This is a genomic window from Sphingomonas lycopersici (assembly GCF_026130605.1).
GTDB classification, from domain to species: Bacteria; Pseudomonadota; Alphaproteobacteria; order Sphingomonadales; family Sphingomonadaceae; genus Sphingomonas; species Sphingomonas lycopersici.
This window is the reverse complement of record NZ_JANFAU010000003.1, coordinates 559,414-576,219: the sequence shown is the minus strand read 5'-3', so window position 1 is coordinate 576,219 and position 16,806 is coordinate 559,414. Positions and strand designations below refer to the sequence as shown.

Sequence of the window (16,806 nt, the reverse complement as noted above, 5' to 3'; positions counted from 1 at the left end):
GCGCAGATGAAGGTGGCGTGCGTAGGCGGCGGCCCGGCGGGGCTGTATTTCGCGATCTCGATGATGCTGCGCGATCCGTCGCACGACATCACCGTGTTCGAGCGCAACCGCGCCGGCGACACCTTTGGCTGGGGGGTGGTGTTCTCCGATCAGACGATGGAGCATCTCCAGGCCAACGATCCCGTCAGCGCGCAGTCGATGATCGACGAGCTGGCGCATTGGGACGATATCGAGGTCCATATCGAGGACGGCGGGCGCACCGTCACCAATCGCTCCAGCGGCCACGGCTTCATCGGCATCGGGCGCAAAAGGCTGCTCAACATCCTGCAGGATCGCGCGCGCGCACTGGGGGTGAAGCTCGAATTCGAGGTGGAGGTCGAGCCCGACAGCGATTTCCTCGCCGATTACGATCTGGTGATCGCCGCCGACGGATTGAACAGCAAGTTGCGCCGACGCTACGAGGCCCAATTCGCGGTCGATCTGGACGTCAAGCGCAACAAGTTCGTCTGGCTCGGCACCCGCCAGAAGTTCGACGCGTTCAACTTCATCTTCAAGTACACGCGCTTCGGCTGGATCTGGGCGCACGCCTATCAGTTCGACGCGGACACCGCGACGTTCATCGTCGAATGCGATCCCGAAACCTATGAGCGCGCCGGCTTCGGGCGGATGTCGCAGGAAGAAAGCTGCCGGTTGTGCGAGGAGATCTTCGCCGATCACCTCGGCGGGCACGAACTGATGACCAACGCCAGCCATATCCGCGGCTCGGCATGGATCAACTTCCCGCGCATCATCTGCCGTCAGTGGAGCTACAGGAACATCGTCCTGCTCGGCGATGCCGCGCATACCGCGCATTTCTCGATCGGCTCGGGGACCAAGCTCGCGCTGGAGGATGCGATCAAGCTCGCCGAGGTGATGAACCGGCCCGGGTTCGGCAGCGGCGAAGCGTTGCAACAGGGGCTGGAGGAATATCAGGCCGAGCGCCAGCTCGAGGTCGTCAAGCTGCAGAATGCCGCGCGCAACTCGACCGAATGGTTCGAGCATCTCGATCGCTATCTCAAGATGGACGCGATGCAATTCACCTATACCTTGCTGACGCGCAGCCAGCGGGTGAGCCACGAAAATCTGCGGCTGCGCGATCCGGCATGGCTCGCCGCGCTCGAACGCAGCCTCGCCGAAACCGCATTGGGCGCGCCGGTCGAGGCGCCGGTGCCGCCGATGTTCCTGCCGTTCCGGTTGCGCGGGATGACCTTGCGCAACCGCGTCGTGATGTCGCCGATGGCGATGTATTCGGCGGTCGACGGCGTGCCCGACGATTTCCACCTCGTCCATTATGGCGCACGCGCGCTGGGCGGGGCGGGGCTGATCGTCACCGAGATGACCTGCGTCTCGCCCGAGGCGCGGATCACCCCCGGCTGCACCGGTCTGTGGAATGCCGAGCAGGCCGCGGGGTGGCGGCGCATCACCGATTTCGTCCACCGCACGTGCGATACGCGGATCTGCATGCAGCTCGGGCATAGCGGATCGAAGGGCTCGACCCGCGTCGCGTGGGAGGGGATGGATGAGCCGTTGGCCGAGGGCAATTGGCCGTTGGTCGCGCCGTCCGATGTCGCGTGGAGCGCGGAAAATCAGGTGCCCTCGGCGCTAACCCGCGCGCAGATGGACGAGATCCGCGACCGGTTCGTCCAATCGACGCGCTACGCCGACGCGGCGGGGTTCGATATGGTCGAGCTGCATTGCGGGCACGGCTATCTGCTCTCGGGGTTCATCAGCCCGATCCAGAACCGACGCAGCGACGATTATGGCGGCAGCCTCGACAACCGGCTGCGCTATCCGCTGGAGGTTTTTCGCGCGATGCGCGCCGTCTGGCCGGTGGACAAGCCGATGTCGGTGAGGATTTCGGCGACCGACTGGATGGGCGACGCCGGGGTGACCCCCGAGGATGCGGTCGAGATCGCGCGCGCCTTCACCGCCGCTGGCGCCGATCTGATCGACGTTTCGGCAGGGCAGGTGACCAGGGATCAGAAGCCGGTTTACGGCCGCATGTTCCAGACGCCATTCTCCGATCAGATTCGCAACGAACTGGGAGTGGCGACGATGGCGGTCGGCAATATCTACGAGGTCGATCACGTCAATTCGATCGTCGCCGCGGGTCGCGCCGATCTGTGCGCGATCGGGCGGCCGCATCAGATGAACCCCAATTGGACGATCGAGGCGGCGGCGGCGCAGGGGCTCGGCGAGGAAAATGTGCCGGTGCAATATCTGAGCGGCTATGCGCAGCTCAAGCTCAACAAGCTGCGCGCGGCGCAGGTGGCGGCGGCGCAATGAGCCACGCGATCGTCACCGGCGGCGGCAGCGGGATCGGGCTGGCGATCGCCAAGGCGCTCGTCGCCGCGCGGCATCGCGTGACGATCATGGGGCGCAGCGAGGCGCGGCTTCATGCGGCGCTGGTCGACTTGCCCGGGGCGAACGCGGTCGTCTGCGACGTGGCGGACGCGGCGTCGGTCGCGGCGGCGTTCGACGCGGCGGCGGCGCGCCACGGCGCGGCCGGCATCCTCGTCAACGCCGCGGGGGCCGCGCGCACCGCGCCGTTCGAGGCGTCGGCCGATGCATTGTGGGACGAATTGTGGCGCGTCAACGTGATGGGCGCGGTCCATACCAGCCGCGCGGCGCTCCCCGCGATGCGCAAGCTGGAGACGGGGCGGATCGTCAACGTCGCGAGCACTGCCGCGCTCAAGGGCTATGCCTATGTCAGCGCTTATACCGCGACCAAACATGCGCTCCTCGGGATGACGCGGTCGCTGGCGCTCGAGCTCGCCAAGACCGCGATCACCGTCAACGCTTTGTGCCCCGGCTATACCGACACCGATCTGATCCGCGATGCGGTCGCCAATATCGTCGCCAAGACCGGGCGCAGCGAGGAACAGGCGCTCGCCGCCTTCACCGCGAGCAACCCGCAGGGGCGGTTGGTCGAGCCGGAGGAGGTTGCCGCGACGATTTCGTGGCTGGTTTCCCCCGCGGCGCGCTCGATCACCGGACAGGCGATCGTCGTCGCCGGCGGCGAGATCATGTGAGGAGACTAAGGATGGAATTCGACGCGGCGGGCTACCGGCCGAGCCATTTCGCCTATGAGTTCAAGGATCGCGTCGCGACGATCACGCTCAACCGCCCCGAGCGCAAGAACCCGCTGACGTTCGATTCCTATGCCGAGTTGCGCGATCTGTTTCGCGCGTTGGTCTATGCGCCGGCGGTGAAGGCGGTGGTGATCACCGGCGCGGGCGGGAATTTCTGTTCGGGCGGCGACGTGCACGAGATCATCGGGCCGCTGACCGAGATGACGATGCCCGAATTGCTCGCCTTCACCCGGATGACCGGCGATCTGGTCAAGGCGATGCGCAAATGCCCGCAGCCGATTATCGCCGCGGTCGACGGGGTATGCGCCGGGGCGGGGGCGATCATGGCGATGGCGTCCGATATCCGCTTTGCGACGCCGGCGGCCAAGACCGCTTTCCTGTTCACCCGCGTCGGGCTCGCCGGGGCGGATATGGGCGCGTGCGCGATCCTGCCGCGGATCATCGGGCAAGGGCGTGCGGCGGACCTGCTGTTCAGCGGGCGCTCCTTCTCGGCCGAGGAGGGCGAGCGCTGGGGCTTCTTCAACCGCGTGGTCGCGGCGGAGGCGCTGGCGGGCGAGGCGGCAGGCTATGCCACGATGCTCGCGCACGGCCCGACCTTCGCGCACGGCATGACCAAGAACCAGCTCGAAATGGAATGGGCGATGCCGGTCGAGACCGCGATCGAGGCCGAGGCACAGGCGCAGGCGATCTGCATGCAGACGCAGGATTTCTCGCGCGCCTATCACGCCTTCGTGGCGAAGCAGAAGCCGGTGTTCGAAGGGGATTGAGATGGCAGGCGAGAGCTTCATCAACGAGCGCGACGATCGCGGCATTCCAGACGGGGCGAGACGATGAGAATCCTGCAACCGGCCGGCTGGCCGCGTCCCAAGGGCTATTCCAACGCGATCGAGGCGCGCGGGCGGCAGATCTTCGTTTCGGGGCTGGTCGGCTGGAACGAAGAGGAAAAGTTCGAACGCACCGATCTCGCCGGGCAGTTCGAACAGATCCTGCGCAATCTGGTGGCACTGCTCGTGGAGGCCGATGCCGGGCCGGAGCATGTCGTGCGGATGACCTGGTACATCACCGATCGCGCCGACTATCTCGATAATGCGCGGCGCATCGGCGAAATCTATCGCGCGATCATGGGGCGCAATTATCCGGCGATGGCGGTGGTGCAGGTCGTCGCGCTGATGGAAGCCGCCGCAAAGATCGAGATCGAGGTGACCGCGGTTGTTCCCGACTAGCGCGGGCTTCAACTATTGCCGGGCGTCTCGATCTTTACGTTGGCGTCGACCTTTTGCGGGGCGTTGCGCAGCAGATCGGTGCCGAAGACCACATAGAGTGCGACCAGCACCACGATGATCCCCAGGATGAAAGCGACCACCGTACTACCGCCGCCGCCGGTTTTGACTATGGTTGTCTTGTCCTCTGACATCCCATCTCTCCTCAGCCCGCACGAACGCCCACGCCAACATTCTGGTTCCGTTTAAGAGGACTACCGGTGCGCTGCGAGCCGCAGCGTCGCCGTCAGATGTCGGGCAGCCCGGCGTGGAGATAATCTTCCAGCCCCGCGCGCGCGAAATGGTCGATCAGCCACGCGCCGGCCGGGCCGGGCGGCACGTCGCGCCGCCAGATCCCGGCGAAGCGATAGATGCCGCCGGGATGATCGGGCATGTCGAGCCGCACCAATGTGCCTGCGACGAGATCGGGCTCGACCATCGGCAGCGGCATATTACCCCAGCCGATCCCCTCGCGCAGCAGGGCGTGCTTGGCGCCGAGATCGGCGAGCCGCCAGGTCTTGGGGCTGACCACCGAAAAGTCGCGCCCCTCGGTGAAATGCGAACGATCGGTCAGCACGAGCTGGATATGATCGCGCCCCGCGCCCGGCGCGATCCGCGCCATCCGGCCGAGCGGGTGATCGGGCGCGGCGACGGGGACCAGCGGCACCGCGCCGGCCGAGACGCTCTCGATCTCCTCGACGCCGACGAACAGCGGCCCGGAAAGCCCGATCGAGGCGGTGCCGTCGAGCACCATCGCGGTGACCGCGCCCAGCGCCTCGACGTGTAGCCGAAGCTGGACGGTGGGAAACTCGGCCGCGAAGGCGCGCAATGTCTTGGCGAGCCGCTCGGCCGGGAGCATCACGTCGACCGCCAGATCGACCTCCGCCTCCAGCCCTTCGAGCAGCCCCTTCACCTTGGCGCGCAGCCCGTCGATCCCGAGCGCGACGCTGCGCGCCTCGGCGAGGACGGCGCGGCCGGCGAGCGTCAGCCGGGGCTTGCGCGTTCCCTCGCGCTCGAACAGGGTCAGCCCGAGCTGCGCTTCGAGATTGCCGATTCCGTAGCTGATCACCGAGACCGCGCGGTTGAGCTTGCGCCCGGCGGCGGCGAAGCTGCCCGTATCGACGATCGCCAGAAAGATGCGGAGCTGGTCGAAGGTCGGGGTGCCGGGGTTGGCCACTTTTCAAGTTCCTGGAATAGTCGGGTCGATTTTATCCCTCTGAAAAGAAAAGTGCGCAACCTCTAAATCGTTCTCAACAAGGGCGGCCGGCGCCGCCCGACAGGAGATGCACGATGATCGAACTTCGCCCTTTCGACGGCCTCGGTGGTGCCAATCACGGCTGGCTCGATGCCAAGCATCATTTCTCGTTCGCCGGTTATCATGATCCGGCGCGGATGCACTGGGGCAATTTGCGCGTGTGGAACGACGATACGATCGCGCCCAAGACCGGCTTTCCGCCGCACCCGCACCGCGACATGGAAATCATCACTTATGTCCGCGAAGGCGCGATCACGCATGAGGACAGCCTGGGCAACAAGGGCCGCACCGAGGCCGGCGACGTCCAGGTGATGAGCGCGGGCACCGGGATCCGCCATTCGGAATATAATCTCGAGGATGTGACGACCAGGATCTTCCAGATCTGGATCATTCCGACCCGTGACGGCGAGCCGCCGCGCTGGGGCGCCAAACCCTTCCCCAAGGGCGAGCGCGCCGGGCAGTTCGTCACGCTTGCCTCGGGTTATGACGGCGACGGCGATGCGCTGCCGATCCGCACCGATGCGCGGGTCGTCGGCGCGACGCTCAAGGCCGGGGAGAGCGCCGATTACCCGCTGGGCAAGGACCGCAAGGCCTATCTCGTCCCGGCGACCGGCGCGATCCGGATCGACGACGTGCAGGTCAATGCGCGCGACGGCGCGGCGATCAGCGACGTGGAGGTGATCCGCGTCACCGCGATCGAGGATAGCGAGATCGTCCTCGTCGACGCGGCGTAATCGGGGAAGGCGGGCGATTGTCGCCCGCCTTTTTCGCATCTTGCGCCCCGTGCATTGCCAACCACGGGTCAGCCGCTAAGCTCTTCTCCCAAAAGGGGAGATGTGCATGCGGCCGATCGTGCTGGGCGTGTTGCTGGCGATCGCGCCGGCGGGAATTGCAGCAGCGGAAGCGCCGCCGCCGGGGCTGGAGGCGGCGCTCGCTTATCCGTTCCAGACCGGGCTCGTCGCGGCCGAGCGCGCCGATCGCATCGCCTGGATCAATGTGGTGAAGGGCGCGCGCAACGTGTGGAGCGCGGCCGGCCCCGATTATCGCGCCCGCCGGCTGACCGACGCGACCGCCGATGACGGGCAGGAACTGACCGGGCTGGTGCTGTCGCCCGACGGCACGCGCGCGATCTGGGTGCGCGGCGGCGATCACGACGCCAATTGGCCGATCGAGGGCGAGCCCAATCCGGCGAGCCGCACCGATGCGGCGACGCTCGAAATCTGGTCCGCCGCGACCGCCGGCGGGGCGCCGGTGAAGATCGCCGAAGGCGATGCGCCGGCAATCTCCCCCACGGGGCGCGTCGCCTTCATCAAGAGCGGCAAGGTGTGGAGCGTCGATGCCGCGGTGAAGGACAAGCCCGCGCTGCTGATCGCCGATCGCGGCAAGGCATCGGGGCTCGCCTGGTCGCCCGACGGGACGCGGCTCGCGTTCGTTTCGGGGCGCGGCGATCATGCCTTCGTTGGCATCTGGTCGGGCGCGGACAAGCCGGTGATATGGCTCGCCCCTGGCACCGGGTTCGACGGCGGCGCGGTGTGGTCGCCCGACGGCCGGCGCGTTGCCTTCACCCGCCAGCCCGGCGACGGCGGGGCGCCGCAACCTTTGCTGACCGAGGCGCCCGAGCCCTGGTCGATCCTCGTCGCCGATGCGACCAGCGGCGAGGGCAAGGTCGTGTGGCGCAGCCCGCGGACCGCCGAGGGTTCCTATCCCAGCGCGATCTCGGACGGCGCGGCACTGATGTGGGGCGCGGGCGACCGATTGGTGTTCCGCGCCGAACTCGACAATTGGGCGCATCTCTATTCGTTGTCGGCGAGCGGCGGTGAGCCGCTGCTGCTCACGCCGGGCAAATATATGGTCGAGCACACGAGCTTGTCGCGTGACCGCACCATGTTGTTCTACGACGCCAATAATGGCGCGACGAGCGGCGACGACGATCGGCGGCACGTGTTCCGCGTACCGGTCGACCGCGCTGCGCCGCAGGCGGTGACGCACGGCACCGGGCTCGAATGGACCCCGGTTGCGGCGGGCGGCGATCGCATCGCCTTTGTCGCGGCGGGGCCGACCCGCGCGGGCGAGGTGCGGATGATCGGCGCGGACGGACGTGAGACGCTGATCGGCGACGCCTCGACCGGCTACGCCCCGCCGATGGTCGTCCCCAAACAGGTGACCTTCAAGGCGGCGGACGGGATGCTGATCCACGGCCAGTTATTCGAGCCGGCGGGCGGCGGCAGGCATCCCGCGCTGGTCTTCGTCCACGGCGGGCCGATGCGGCAGATGCTGCTCGGTTTCCCCTATATGGATTATTACGCGCACAGCTATGCGATGAACCAATATCTGGTGACGCGCGGCTTTACCGTGCTGTCGGTCAATTACCGGCTCGGCATCGGCTATGGCCGCGCGTTCCAGCATCCCGCGCAGGCGAGTTTCCGGGGCGCATCCGAATATCGCGACGTGCAGGCGGCGGGCGCCTATCTCAAGTCGCTGAGCAGCGTCGATCCCGAGCGGATCGGGATCTGGGGCGGGTCTTACGGCGGCTATCTCACCGCGATGGCGCTCGCCCGCGACAGCGCGACCTTCAAGGCGGGGGTCGACCTTCACGGCGTCCACGATTGGTCGCGCACGCTGGTCGAGGAGGCCAAGCCGGCCGAGCGCTACGAGAAGGGTGATTGGGAGGCAGCGCTCAAATCGGCATTCGAAAGCTCGCCGGTCGCCGATGTCGCGCGGTGGAAATCGCCGGTGCTGCTGATCCACGGCGACGACGACCGCAATGTCCGGTTCAACCAGACGATCGATCTCGCGCGCCGGCTCGATGCCGCGGGCGTGCGTTATGAGGAACTGGTGCTGCCCAACGAGATTCACGGATTCCTGCGCTATTCGGACTGGCTCAAGGCGGACACCGCGACGGTGCGATTCTTCGAGGCGGAGCTCAAGAAATAGGAGGGGATGCCCGTGCCCGGATCGATCAGGGGTTCATGTCTTTGCGGCAAGGTCGCCTTCGCGATCGAGGGCAATTTCGGGCCGGTCGGGCAATGCCATTGTTCGAAATGCCGCAAGGTTTCCGGCACCGACGGCAATGCGGTTTTCTATACCGCGGTGAAAAGTTTTCGCTGGCTCAGCGGCGAGGGCGATATCCGCAGCTATCTCGTCCCCGGATCCGATGGCTGGCTATCGACCTTTTGCGGGACGTGCGGGAGCCCGGTGCCGCACACCGACAGCGATCGGAAAATCTATTTCGTCCCCGCCGGGCTGCTCGACGATGATCCGGGTTTTCGCGGCTATGCGGCGCATATCCACGTCGCGTCGAAAGCACCGTGGGTGCGGATTACCGATGACGCGCCGCAATTTGCCGAGGGATTTACGTCGTTGCGTGATGCATAGCGCATCGCGTGAAAGATGATCTGCCCCGGCGAAGGCCGGGGTCCAGTCACGACCGGCCCGATGCTGGACCCCGGCCTTCGCCGGGGGGGGGGGTGAGCAGGATGTGATTCAGCGCGCTCAGCGGAATTTCATCCCCCAAAACCCAGCCAGCGTTCCATCCGATCGAGTTCCGCCCGAAGCGCCTCCTGCGTATGCTCCGGCGCGCCGGGCTCCAGATGTACCGACTGGACGATCAGCCGCCGCGCCTGCCGGTCGGCCTTGAGATCGACCCGCGCGACGAGCCGGTCGCCGAGCAGGAAGGGCAAAACGTAATAGCCATATTGCCGCTTCTCCTGCGGCACATAGATTTCGATCCGGTAGCGAAAGCCGAACAGCCGTTCGGCACGGTCGCGTTCCCAGATCAGCGGGTCGAACGGTGCGAGCAGCGCCTGCGCCTCGATCCGGCGCGGCTGGCGCGCATCGCGATGCAGCCACGCGTGCCGCCACCCCGGGACGGCGACCGGGATCAGCGTGCCTTGCTCGGCGAGCGCTTCGATCGCGGGCCGCGCCTCGGCGGGTGACTGGCGGAAATAGTCGCGCAATTCCCCCTCGGTCGCGATGCCGAGCGCGGTGGCGGCGCGCTCGATCAGCGCGCGATGCGCCTCGGCATCCGATGGCGTCGGTTGAGCGAGCACGTCCGCCGGGATGACGCGCTCGGTGAGATCATAGACCCGTTCGAAACTGCCGCGGCGCGTGGCGGTGGTGATATGGCCCGCCCAGAACAGCCATTCGAGCGCGCGTTTGGTGTCGCTCCATTCCCACCAGCCCGATTGGCCCTTGTGGCTCTCGAAGTCCGAGGCGGCGAGCGGCCCTTCGGCACGGATCCGCTCGAGCAGCGCCATCGGCTCGGCGCGGCGCTCGGTGGCATAGAGCCGCATCCGTCCCCAGCCCGTCTCGCCGCGATCGGCCTTGGCCATCCGCCAGCGCAGCAACGGATGCGTCTCGAACGGCAGCAGCGAAGCTTCATGCGCCCAATATTCGAACAATTTGCGCTGGCGCTTCGGCCCCCAGGCGAGCCGATCGAGATCGGCCCGGTCATAGCCGCCGAGTCGCGAGAAGGCGGGCAGATAATGCGCGCGCAGCAACACGTTGACGCTGTCGATCTGATGGAGCTGGAGCCGTTCGATCGTGCGGCGGAGGTGGGCCGCCGTCGGCACATCGGGGCGTTTCGCGCCGAAGCCCTGCGCGGCGAGCGCAATACGCCGCGCCAGCGGCAACCCGATCCGTTCGACCGCCATCAGCCTTGCTCCACCGCGGTGCCGGCGGGCGGCTCCCAGCCGAAGACGCTGCGGCCGCCATAATCGTGCGAGCGTGCGAATTCCTCGGCGATGACCGCCTCGACCGACGGGCCGGTTGCGGTCGCTTCCAGCCGGCGCGCCTGCGCGTCGAGCCGGCGGATCGCCGCCAGTTCCTCCTCATTCCCCAATCTGGCCTTGAGCACCGCCGACTTCATCACCGCGATCGTATGGTCATAGACCTTGGTCGGCACCGGATAGGGATGCCGGTCCTTCCCGCCGTGGGCGAACGAGAAGCGCGCGGGGTCGCTGAAGCGGCACGGCGCGCCGTGGACCACCTCCGCCACGAGCGCCAGCGCGCGGACGGTGCGTGCGCCGACCCCGGGAACGAGCAGCAGATCGGCGAAGTCCGCGGGGCCACGTTCGGCGGCGGCGGCGAAGGCGGCGTGGAGCCGGCGGTCGATGATATCCTCGGCCCGCACCTCGTGACGATCGGGCAGGACGAGATGCGGGAGCAGCGGCTCGGTCGCGGGCGCTGTGCCCTTCTTGCCGTCGAGCCGCGCCAGTTCGCGCGCGATTCCGGTGGGGCCGATATCGGCGAGCAGCTCGAGCTGACGATCGCGCGACGCTGCGGCGCGGCGATCGGCCAGATTGACGATCCGCCCCTGATGATGCCCCTCGATCGCGGCATGCGGGGCGTCGACGTAGCTCTCCAGACCCTCCGACAGCCAGTGATAGCGGCGCGCCTGCCGCCGATCGCCGTTCATGCCTTGCTGGACGACGACCCAGCGGCCGTCGTCTGCGACGATGAAGCCGTGGAGGTAGAGATCGAACCCGTCCTGCACCGCGGCATTGTCGACCTTCGCCACCAGCCGGCTGACCCGGCCGAGCGCTGCACCGTCGATCCCGGTGCGATCGCCGACCGCCGCGAGCTCCTGCGGGGTCGCGCGGCTGTGCCGGCCGCGGCCGCCGCAGACGTGGATGCCGAGTTCGCCCGATAAAGGCGCGAGTCCGCGCTTGAGCGCGCCGATCACGCTGGTGGTGATCCCCGACGAATGCCAGTCCATCCCCATCACCGCGCCGAACGACTGGAACCAGAAGGGATGCGCGAGCCGGCGGAGCAATTCGTCGCGGCCATATTCGACGACGATCGCCTGCGCGATCACAGCGCCCAGCCGCGTCATGCGCTGGCCAAGCCACGCGGGGACGCGCCCGCCGTGCAGGGGAAGATCGGCACTGCCCGCGCGGCGCCCCATCAAGCGGTTCGCATCGGGAAGCGCCGGGCCGGGGCGGTGGAAAGAGGCACCATCGGCACCGTCTAGCACCGGCGGAACATGAAGTGAACAGGCTGGAACGACGGCGGCCGCTCGGTTCGCCGCGATTTCATTATTTTCTTCCGCTTCGACAAAGAAATGCACAGATAGATGCGCTTGCCGAGCGACCTTCGTCCGGCCGATGCGGAAGGAAGATCGATGACGCTTGCCGCCAAATCCGTCGGGGCGCTGGGGTTTGCGCTCGTCGCGCTCTCCGCCAGCGCGCTCGATGCCGCGTCGGCGCCGAGCGTGCCGGTGATCGAAACCGAGGATGTTGAGCGCTTCTATCGGATTTACGATGCGAACCACGGCAAGCCCAGCGCCGAGCAGCTCCAGCGCGACTATCTCGACGCCGGATCGGACGGGCTTCACACGCTGGCGCGACTGCGCCGGGTGACTGGGCAGCGCATCGCCGACCAGATCGCCGCGGACCCCTCGCTTTACGAACAAGCGCGGCGTTGCGCCGCGGTCCTTCCGACGACGGTCGACCGGCTCGCGGCGGTGACGCGCAAGCTCAGCCGGCTCTATCCGCCGGCGCGGTTTCCGCCGATCTCGATCGTCATCGGCCGTGGCCGCCCGGTCGGGGTGGGCGGGCCGGCGACGGGGCTGCAGATCGGGCTGGAGGCGCTGTGCGGGGTCACCTATTTCGACGCCGATCCGGCGGACCGCATCGTGCATGTCGTGGCGCATGAATATGCGCATGTTCAGCAGCAAAGCGCGCTGGTCGACGATCCGAAACCGACAGTGCTCCAGGCCTCGCTCGCCGAAGGGGCGGCCGAGTTCCTGGCCGAACTCACCTCGGGCGGCGTTTCCTATCCCCGGCTGGCGGGCTCGGTGCGCGGCCGCGAGGTCGAGCTGGGGCGCGCCTTCCTCGCCGATCAGGATAGCCGCGACCTGTCGAAATGGCTCTACAACGGCTCGATGCAGCGTGCCGGGGATATCGGCTATTGGATCGGATACCGGATCGTCCGCAGCTATTACCGGCAGGCGAAATCCAAGCGCGCCGCGATCCGCGGGATCATCGAGATGCGCGATCCCAAGGCCTTCCTCGCGGCGAGCGGCTGGCATCCGGGCGCGTAAGCTGCGCCCGGATGCGCCCGCGCGCCTTTAGGGATAGCGGCTCGGCGTCGACGGCATGACCACCCCCACGTCCTTGCCGTAAATGTCCCACGCCGCGGTAAGCTGGCGCAGCCGCTCGGGCTCGGCGGCGGCGAGGTCGCGGGTCTCGCCCGGATCATTGGCGAGGTTGAACAGTCGCCAGCGGTCACCGAGATGGACCGCCTTCCAATCGCCCTGCCGGATCGCGCGACGGCCGAACAGCTCGCTGCCGACCGCCTCTTCGGGCGCATGGATGCGTTCGGCCGCACCGGTGAGATAGGGAAGCCAGCTCAGCCCGCGCACCGGCTGGACGGCGCGGCCGGCGTATTGACTGCCGCGCCAGTCGCCGCCGGCCGCCTCGACCAGCGTCGGGACGATATCCATTACCGTGCCATAAGCGTGGCTGACCCCGGTCCGTGGCGATCCGGGCCAGTCGATGAACGCCGCGACGCGGGTGCCGCCTTCGGTGGTATAGCCCTTGTAGAGCCACGACGGCGCGGTCGCCGCCTGCGCCCAGCCGGGGCCGTACCAGGCGTAGGAGGTCGGCCGCCCGATATTGTCGAGCCGGTTATCGGCGGTCCTCACCCGCTCCTGAAACGCCGGGATCTCGAGCTTGGCGAGATCGGCGCCTTCCGCGCCATTGTCGGCGGTGAACAGGATGATCGTATTGTCATATTGCCCGGTGCGCTTGAGGTAATCGATCACCCGGCCGACATTCTGGTCCATGCGATCGACCATCGCGGCATAGACTTCCATCCGGCGCGATTGTTCGCGCTTCTGTTCGGCGGAGAGACTGGCCCATGTGCCGCCGCCGGGCAATTCGAGCGTATGCGCCGCGACATCGGCGGGGATCAGCCCGAGCTGTTTCTGGCGCGCCAGCCGCTCGGCGCGCAACGCCTCGAACCCCGCGTCATAGCGCCCGCGATAGCGCGCGATGTCCTCCGCCGGCGCCTGCAGCGGCCAGTGCGGGGCGGTGAAGGTGAGGTATGCGAAGAAGGGCTTGCCGCGATCGGCGCGGCCGAGTTGGTCGATCAGCTTGGCCGCATAAGCATCCGACGAATAGAAACCGGCGGGGAGCTGGCTGACACGGGTGCCATTCTCCCAATAGGTCGTCCCGCCGTCCCCGGGCTTCTGCGACAGATCGGTGCCGAAGTGATTGCCGCCGCCCTGCGCGAGATCGAAGCTCTGGTCGAAGCCGTGGCGCGCCGGGCTGTCCTCGGCGCGCACCCCGAGATGCCATTTGCCCGACATCATCGTCGCATAGCCCAGATCGCGCAGCCGATCGGCGAGCGTGACGATATCGGCGGGGAGATAGCCTTCATAGCCGCGCTGCCCGACCTGGTTGGGGGCGAGCATCTCCGCCATATTGCCGAGCCCGGCGAGGTGGTTGTCTGTGCCAGACAAGAGCATCGAGCGCGTCGGCGAACAGGTCGGCGCCGAATGGAAGCCGGTGAGCCTGAGGCCGCGTTTTGCGAGCGCATCGAGGTTGGGGGTGCGGATCTCGCCGCCGAACGCGCCGATATCCGAATAGCCGAGATCGTCCGCGACGATGACGAGGATATTGGGTCGCGCCGCAACCGGCGTCGCCGGTGCCGGGGGCGCGGCAGGCGCGGTTCGGGCGGGCGCGGCCTGATGCAGCGCCGCGACGGCAAGGAAGGTGGTGGCGAGCAGGCGACGGCGCATCGATCGTAGTTCCTTGGGAAAAGACGCGAAGCCGGCGACATCGCGCCGCCGGCCCCGCAAGAGCGTTATTCGGCGGCTTCGAGCGCGGCGACCGGGACCGGCTCGGGCTTGAGCGCGCGGCTGCGCGATCCGTCGAGCGCGACCGGGATCGTCCCGGCGATCGTCGCGCGGCGCAGGTGGCGGCGTTGCTTGCCGAAATCGGCGATTGCGCGATGCTGGGTCGCGCGATTGTCCCAGATCGCGACGTCGCCCGGCTGCCAGCGCCACCGCACAACATTTTCCGGCCGGGTGATCTGATCCTGCAGAATCTGGAACACACGCGCGCTGTCGTCGCGGTTCAGGCCGACGATATTCTTGACGAAATTGCCGAGCAGCAGCGATTTCTCGCCCGATACCGGGTGGACGTGGACCACCGGATGCTCGGTTTCGTAAACGGTGGAGGCGAATATCTCGCGATGCCGCCTGATCTGTTCGTCGGATGCCTCGGGCCGACTGGCGGCATAATCATAGGCATTGGTGTGGACCGCGCGCAGATCGGCGACCAGCGCTTTCAATGCGGGCGGCAGCCCCTCGTAAGCGGCGACGCCGCTCGCCCACAATGTATCGCCCCCCGTCGGCGGGATCACCAAAGCGCGCAGCACCGAGGCGGCGGGGAAGGCGGGGAGAAAGGTGATGTCGGTATGCCATTGCGACGCCGCCTCGCCCTCTTTCGAATTGAGTTCGAGCAGATATTTCGACCCTTCCGCGACCGGCACGGTGGGATGCGCCAGCGGATTGCCGAGCCGCGCGGCGAATGCCTCGTGGCTATCGTCGTCGAGGTGGGTCTGGCCGCGGAAGAAGATCACCTTATGCCGCACCAATGCGGCCTTGATCGCCTCGATCGTGAGGTCGTCGAGGTCGCCGGCGAGGCGGACGCCGCGCACCTCCGCACCGATCCGGCCGGCGACCGGCGCGATATCGAGCGGGCTGTCCGCGTCGGCGGCATTGTCGAACGAATGGGCAAGCTGGGTCATGGTGATGTTCCTTCAGGCTTGGGCGGTGGAGGCGGCGCGCCGATCGAGCGCGCGGCGGATCGCGGCATGGCGGGTCTGGTCGAGCGGGAAGCGCCAGATCAGCGCGGCCGAGATGATGTGCGCGACGGCGGGGCCGAGCGCGAAGACATATTTGAGCGCTTCGAGCGAATGGGCGGTGCTGTGCCCCCTGGGCTGGAAGCCGAGCCACGCGAGCAGCGGCAGCGCGATGCCGATGCCGATCGCCGGCCCGGCCTTGGTCGTCAGGCTGAACACCGAAAAGAACAGCCCGGTGCGATTGTGCCCGGTCTCCAGCTCATGCGCGTCGGCAACGTCGGCGACCATCGCGCGCAGCATCAGATTGCCCGAGCCCTGCGTCAGCCCCTGCGCCACCGCGAGCGCGACGAGCAGCCACAACAGGCCGGGAAACACCGCGAGCAGCGCGAGGTTGATCGCCGCCTGCGCGAGTTCGCCGGCGATCGCGGTCTCGCGCTTGCCGAAGCGGCGGCCGATCGTCAGCCAGATCGGCCCGGCGAGGATGCCGAAGGCGAATTGCAGCAGATAGAGCCCGCTCGCCCATTGCGGCAGCCCCATATAGCTCACCGTGAAGAAGGCGATCAGCCCGGCGCGGATCGATTGCCCTGCGGTTACCGCCACATCGGCGGCGAGCACGCGCAGCAGCAGGCGATCGCGGAAGACAAGCCCCGCGGCGCGCCAGAAGCCGGTGTGCGGGCCTGTCGCGGGCGGGGCGGGGGGCTCGCCGATCATCGTCAGGTTGAGCAGCAGCGCGGGCACCAAGGTCGCGAGGATGAACGCGCCGGTGACGTGGAGCTTGAGCACCCCGTCATCGGGGCGCCATTGTTCGATCAGCGTCGGCAGGATCAGCACCAGCAGCAGCCCGATCGAGCGCATCGTCTGCTGATAGGTCACGATGCGGGTGCGCTCGTGGTAGCGCCCCGATATCTCTCCCGCCCAGGCGGAGAAGGGCACCTCGATCATCGTGAACCCGGCGTAGAAAACGAACAGGGCGGCGGCGAGATAGGCCGGCGCGACGACCGCTGGCGGGAAGAACAGCAGCGCCGATCCGATCGCGAACAGCACGCCGCCGGCGGCGATCCACGGGCGGCGGCGGCCGATGCGCGTGCGGGTGCGATCCGAAAGCCCGCCGACGATCGGGTCCGTGGCGATATCCCAGAAGCGGCTGACGAAGAAGATCGCGCCCAGGGTCGCGAGCGAAATGCCGAAATGGCTCGCGTAAAGCTGCGGCAGGAACAGCGCGAGCGGGAGGCCGGCGGCGGCGAGCGGGATCGCGGGCGAGCCGAACGCGACGAGTCGCGCGCCGCTCGGGCTGTCCCGCTCCGCCGCGGGCGCCGCAAAGGCGGTGGGCTCGAACGCGACGCTCGCCATC

15 protein-coding genes are annotated in these 16,806 nt (G+C 67.6%); 8 read left to right on the top strand and 7 right to left on the bottom strand.

All coding sequences use genetic code 11. The annotated features are described in order from the left end of the window. Nucleotides 1–6: 6 nt before the first annotated feature. The 4 genes from NED98_RS09285 to NED98_RS09270 all read left to right on the top strand — a co-directional run bounded on the left by NED98_RS09285 (nucleotide 7) and on the right by NED98_RS09270 (nucleotide 4,354). A complete protein-coding gene (locus tag NED98_RS09285; protein ID WP_265312764.1) occupies nucleotides 7–2,325 on the top strand; it encodes a bifunctional salicylyl-CoA 5-hydroxylase/oxidoreductase in 2,319 nt (772 codons plus the stop codon). After that, nucleotides 2,322–3,071 carry an SDR family NAD(P)-dependent oxidoreductase gene (locus NED98_RS09280; RefSeq protein ID WP_179514127.1) on the top strand — a complete coding sequence of 250 codons (750 nt, stop codon included), beginning with the start codon at nucleotides 2,322–2,324 and terminating at the stop codon, nucleotides 3,069–3,071. The genes NED98_RS09285 and NED98_RS09280 overlap by 4 nt, the downstream gene beginning before the upstream one ends. A gap of 11 nt (nucleotides 3,072–3,082) precedes the next feature. Continuing rightward, entirely contained in the window at nucleotides 3,083–3,898 is an 816-nt protein-coding gene (locus NED98_RS09275; RefSeq protein ID WP_265312763.1) for an enoyl-CoA hydratase family protein, read from the top strand. Between the two features lie 63 nt (nucleotides 3,899–3,961). Next, nucleotides 3,962–4,354 (top strand): RidA family protein, encoded by a 393-nt coding sequence (locus tag NED98_RS09270; RefSeq protein ID WP_265312762.1) that lies wholly within the window; start codon nucleotides 3,962–3,964, stop codon nucleotides 4,352–4,354. A gap of 8 nt (nucleotides 4,355–4,362) precedes the next feature. Here NED98_RS09270 and NED98_RS09265 read toward each other — a convergent pair whose 3' ends face one another. Further along, complete coding sequence (locus tag NED98_RS09265) at nucleotides 4,363–4,545, bottom strand: hypothetical protein (RefSeq protein WP_265312761.1); 183 nt, start codon at nucleotides 4,543–4,545, stop codon at nucleotides 4,363–4,365. 92 nt (nucleotides 4,546–4,637) lie between these two features. Beyond that, nucleotides 4,638–5,567, bottom strand: a complete 930-nt coding sequence (locus NED98_RS09260) for a LysR family transcriptional regulator (protein ID WP_179514123.1) — start codon at nucleotides 5,565–5,567, stop codon at nucleotides 4,638–4,640. Between the two features lie 113 nt (nucleotides 5,568–5,680). Here NED98_RS09260 and NED98_RS09255 point away from each other — a divergent pair, with 113 nt between their 5' ends. From NED98_RS09255 to NED98_RS09245, 3 genes are all read left to right on the top strand, one after another. Further along, nucleotides 5,681–6,379: a pirin family protein gene (locus tag NED98_RS09255; RefSeq protein ID WP_179514122.1), complete on the top strand. Its 699-nt coding sequence runs from the start codon at nucleotides 5,681–5,683 to the stop codon at nucleotides 6,377–6,379. 106 nt (nucleotides 6,380–6,485) lie between these two features. After that, a complete protein-coding gene (locus NED98_RS09250; protein ID WP_265312760.1) occupies nucleotides 6,486–8,579 on the top strand; it encodes a S9 family peptidase in 2,094 nt (697 codons plus the stop codon). A 12-nt stretch (nucleotides 8,580–8,591) separates the two neighbouring features. Continuing rightward, the gene (locus tag NED98_RS09245) at nucleotides 8,592–9,020 is read left to right on the top strand and encodes a GFA family protein (protein ID WP_265312759.1); all 429 of its coding nucleotides are present in this window, start codon (nucleotides 8,592–8,594) and stop codon (nucleotides 9,018–9,020) included. 128 nt (nucleotides 9,021–9,148) lie between these two features. On the opposite strand, the gene NED98_RS09240 is transcribed toward NED98_RS09245, so the two are convergent. Then, the gene (locus NED98_RS09240) at nucleotides 9,149–10,297 is read right to left on the bottom strand and encodes a winged helix-turn-helix domain-containing protein (RefSeq protein WP_265312758.1); all 1,149 of its coding nucleotides are present in this window, start codon (nucleotides 10,295–10,297) and stop codon (nucleotides 9,149–9,151) included. Beyond that, nucleotides 10,297–11,550 carry a DUF763 domain-containing protein gene (locus NED98_RS09235; protein WP_265312757.1) on the bottom strand — a complete coding sequence of 418 codons (1,254 nt, stop codon included), beginning with the start codon at nucleotides 11,548–11,550 and terminating at the stop codon, nucleotides 10,297–10,299. Before NED98_RS09235 ends, NED98_RS09240 begins: the two co-directional genes overlap by 1 nt. Before the next feature lie 216 nt (nucleotides 11,551–11,766). Here NED98_RS09235 and NED98_RS09230 point away from each other — a divergent pair, with 216 nt between their 5' ends. Beyond that, nucleotides 11,767–12,687: a DUF2268 domain-containing protein gene (locus tag NED98_RS09230; protein ID WP_265312756.1), complete on the top strand. Its 921-nt coding sequence runs from the start codon at nucleotides 11,767–11,769 to the stop codon at nucleotides 12,685–12,687. A gap of 27 nt (nucleotides 12,688–12,714) precedes the next feature. Here the strand turns inward: NED98_RS09230 and NED98_RS09225 are convergent, their stop codons facing one another. The 3 genes from NED98_RS09225 to NED98_RS09215 form a co-directional block, all read right to left on the bottom strand. Then, nucleotides 12,715–14,388: an arylsulfatase gene (locus tag NED98_RS09225; RefSeq protein WP_265312755.1), complete on the bottom strand. Its 1,674-nt coding sequence runs from the start codon at nucleotides 14,386–14,388 to the stop codon at nucleotides 12,715–12,717. Nucleotides 14,389–14,453: 65 nt separating this feature from the next. Beyond that, nucleotides 14,454–15,401 (bottom strand): TauD/TfdA dioxygenase family protein, encoded by a 948-nt coding sequence (locus NED98_RS09220; protein ID WP_265312754.1) that lies wholly within the window; start codon nucleotides 15,399–15,401, stop codon nucleotides 14,454–14,456. A 12-nt stretch (nucleotides 15,402–15,413) separates the two neighbouring features. Next, nucleotides 15,414–16,805, bottom strand: a complete 1,392-nt coding sequence (locus NED98_RS09215) for an MFS transporter (protein WP_265312753.1) — start codon at nucleotides 16,803–16,805, stop codon at nucleotides 15,414–15,416. Nucleotide 16,806: the final 1 nt, after the last annotated feature.

Excerpts from the sequence above, each read along its gene's own strand:
- NED98_RS09235 (WP_265312757.1), bottom strand. The coding sequence starts at position 11,550 with ATGGGGCGCCGCGCGGGCAGTGCCGATCTTCCCCTGCACGGCGGGCGC.
- NED98_RS09250 (WP_265312760.1), top strand. The coding sequence starts at position 6,486 with ATGCGGCCGATCGTGCTGGGCGTGTTGCTGGCGATCGCGCCGGCGGGA.
- NED98_RS09230 (WP_265312756.1), top strand. The coding sequence starts at position 11,767 with ATGACGCTTGCCGCCAAATCCGTCGGGGCGCTGGGGTTTGCGCTCGTC.
- NED98_RS09275 (WP_265312763.1), top strand. The coding sequence starts at position 3,083 with ATGGAATTCGACGCGGCGGGCTACCGGCCGAGCCATTTCGCCTATGAG.
- NED98_RS09225 (WP_265312755.1), bottom strand. The coding sequence starts at position 14,388 with ATGCGCCGTCGCCTGCTCGCCACCACCTTCCTTGCCGTCGCGGCGCTG.
- NED98_RS09270 (WP_265312762.1), top strand. The coding sequence starts at position 3,962 with ATGAGAATCCTGCAACCGGCCGGCTGGCCGCGTCCCAAGGGCTATTCC.
- NED98_RS09285 (WP_265312764.1), top strand. The coding sequence starts at position 7 with ATGAAGGTGGCGTGCGTAGGCGGCGGCCCGGCGGGGCTGTATTTCGCG.
- NED98_RS09280 (WP_179514127.1), top strand. The coding sequence starts at position 2,322 with ATGAGCCACGCGATCGTCACCGGCGGCGGCAGCGGGATCGGGCTGGCG.
- NED98_RS09255 (WP_179514122.1), top strand. The coding sequence starts at position 5,681 with ATGATCGAACTTCGCCCTTTCGACGGCCTCGGTGGTGCCAATCACGGC.
- NED98_RS09220 (WP_265312754.1), bottom strand. The coding sequence starts at position 15,401 with ATGACCCAGCTTGCCCATTCGTTCGACAATGCCGCCGACGCGGACAGC.
- NED98_RS09240 (WP_265312758.1), bottom strand. The coding sequence starts at position 10,297 with ATGGCGGTCGAACGGATCGGGTTGCCGCTGGCGCGGCGTATTGCGCTC.
- NED98_RS09215 (WP_265312753.1), bottom strand. The coding sequence starts at position 16,805 with ATGGCGAGCGTCGCGTTCGAGCCCACCGCCTTTGCGGCGCCCGCGGCG.
- NED98_RS09265 (WP_265312761.1), bottom strand. The coding sequence starts at position 4,545 with ATGTCAGAGGACAAGACAACCATAGTCAAAACCGGCGGCGGCGGTAGT.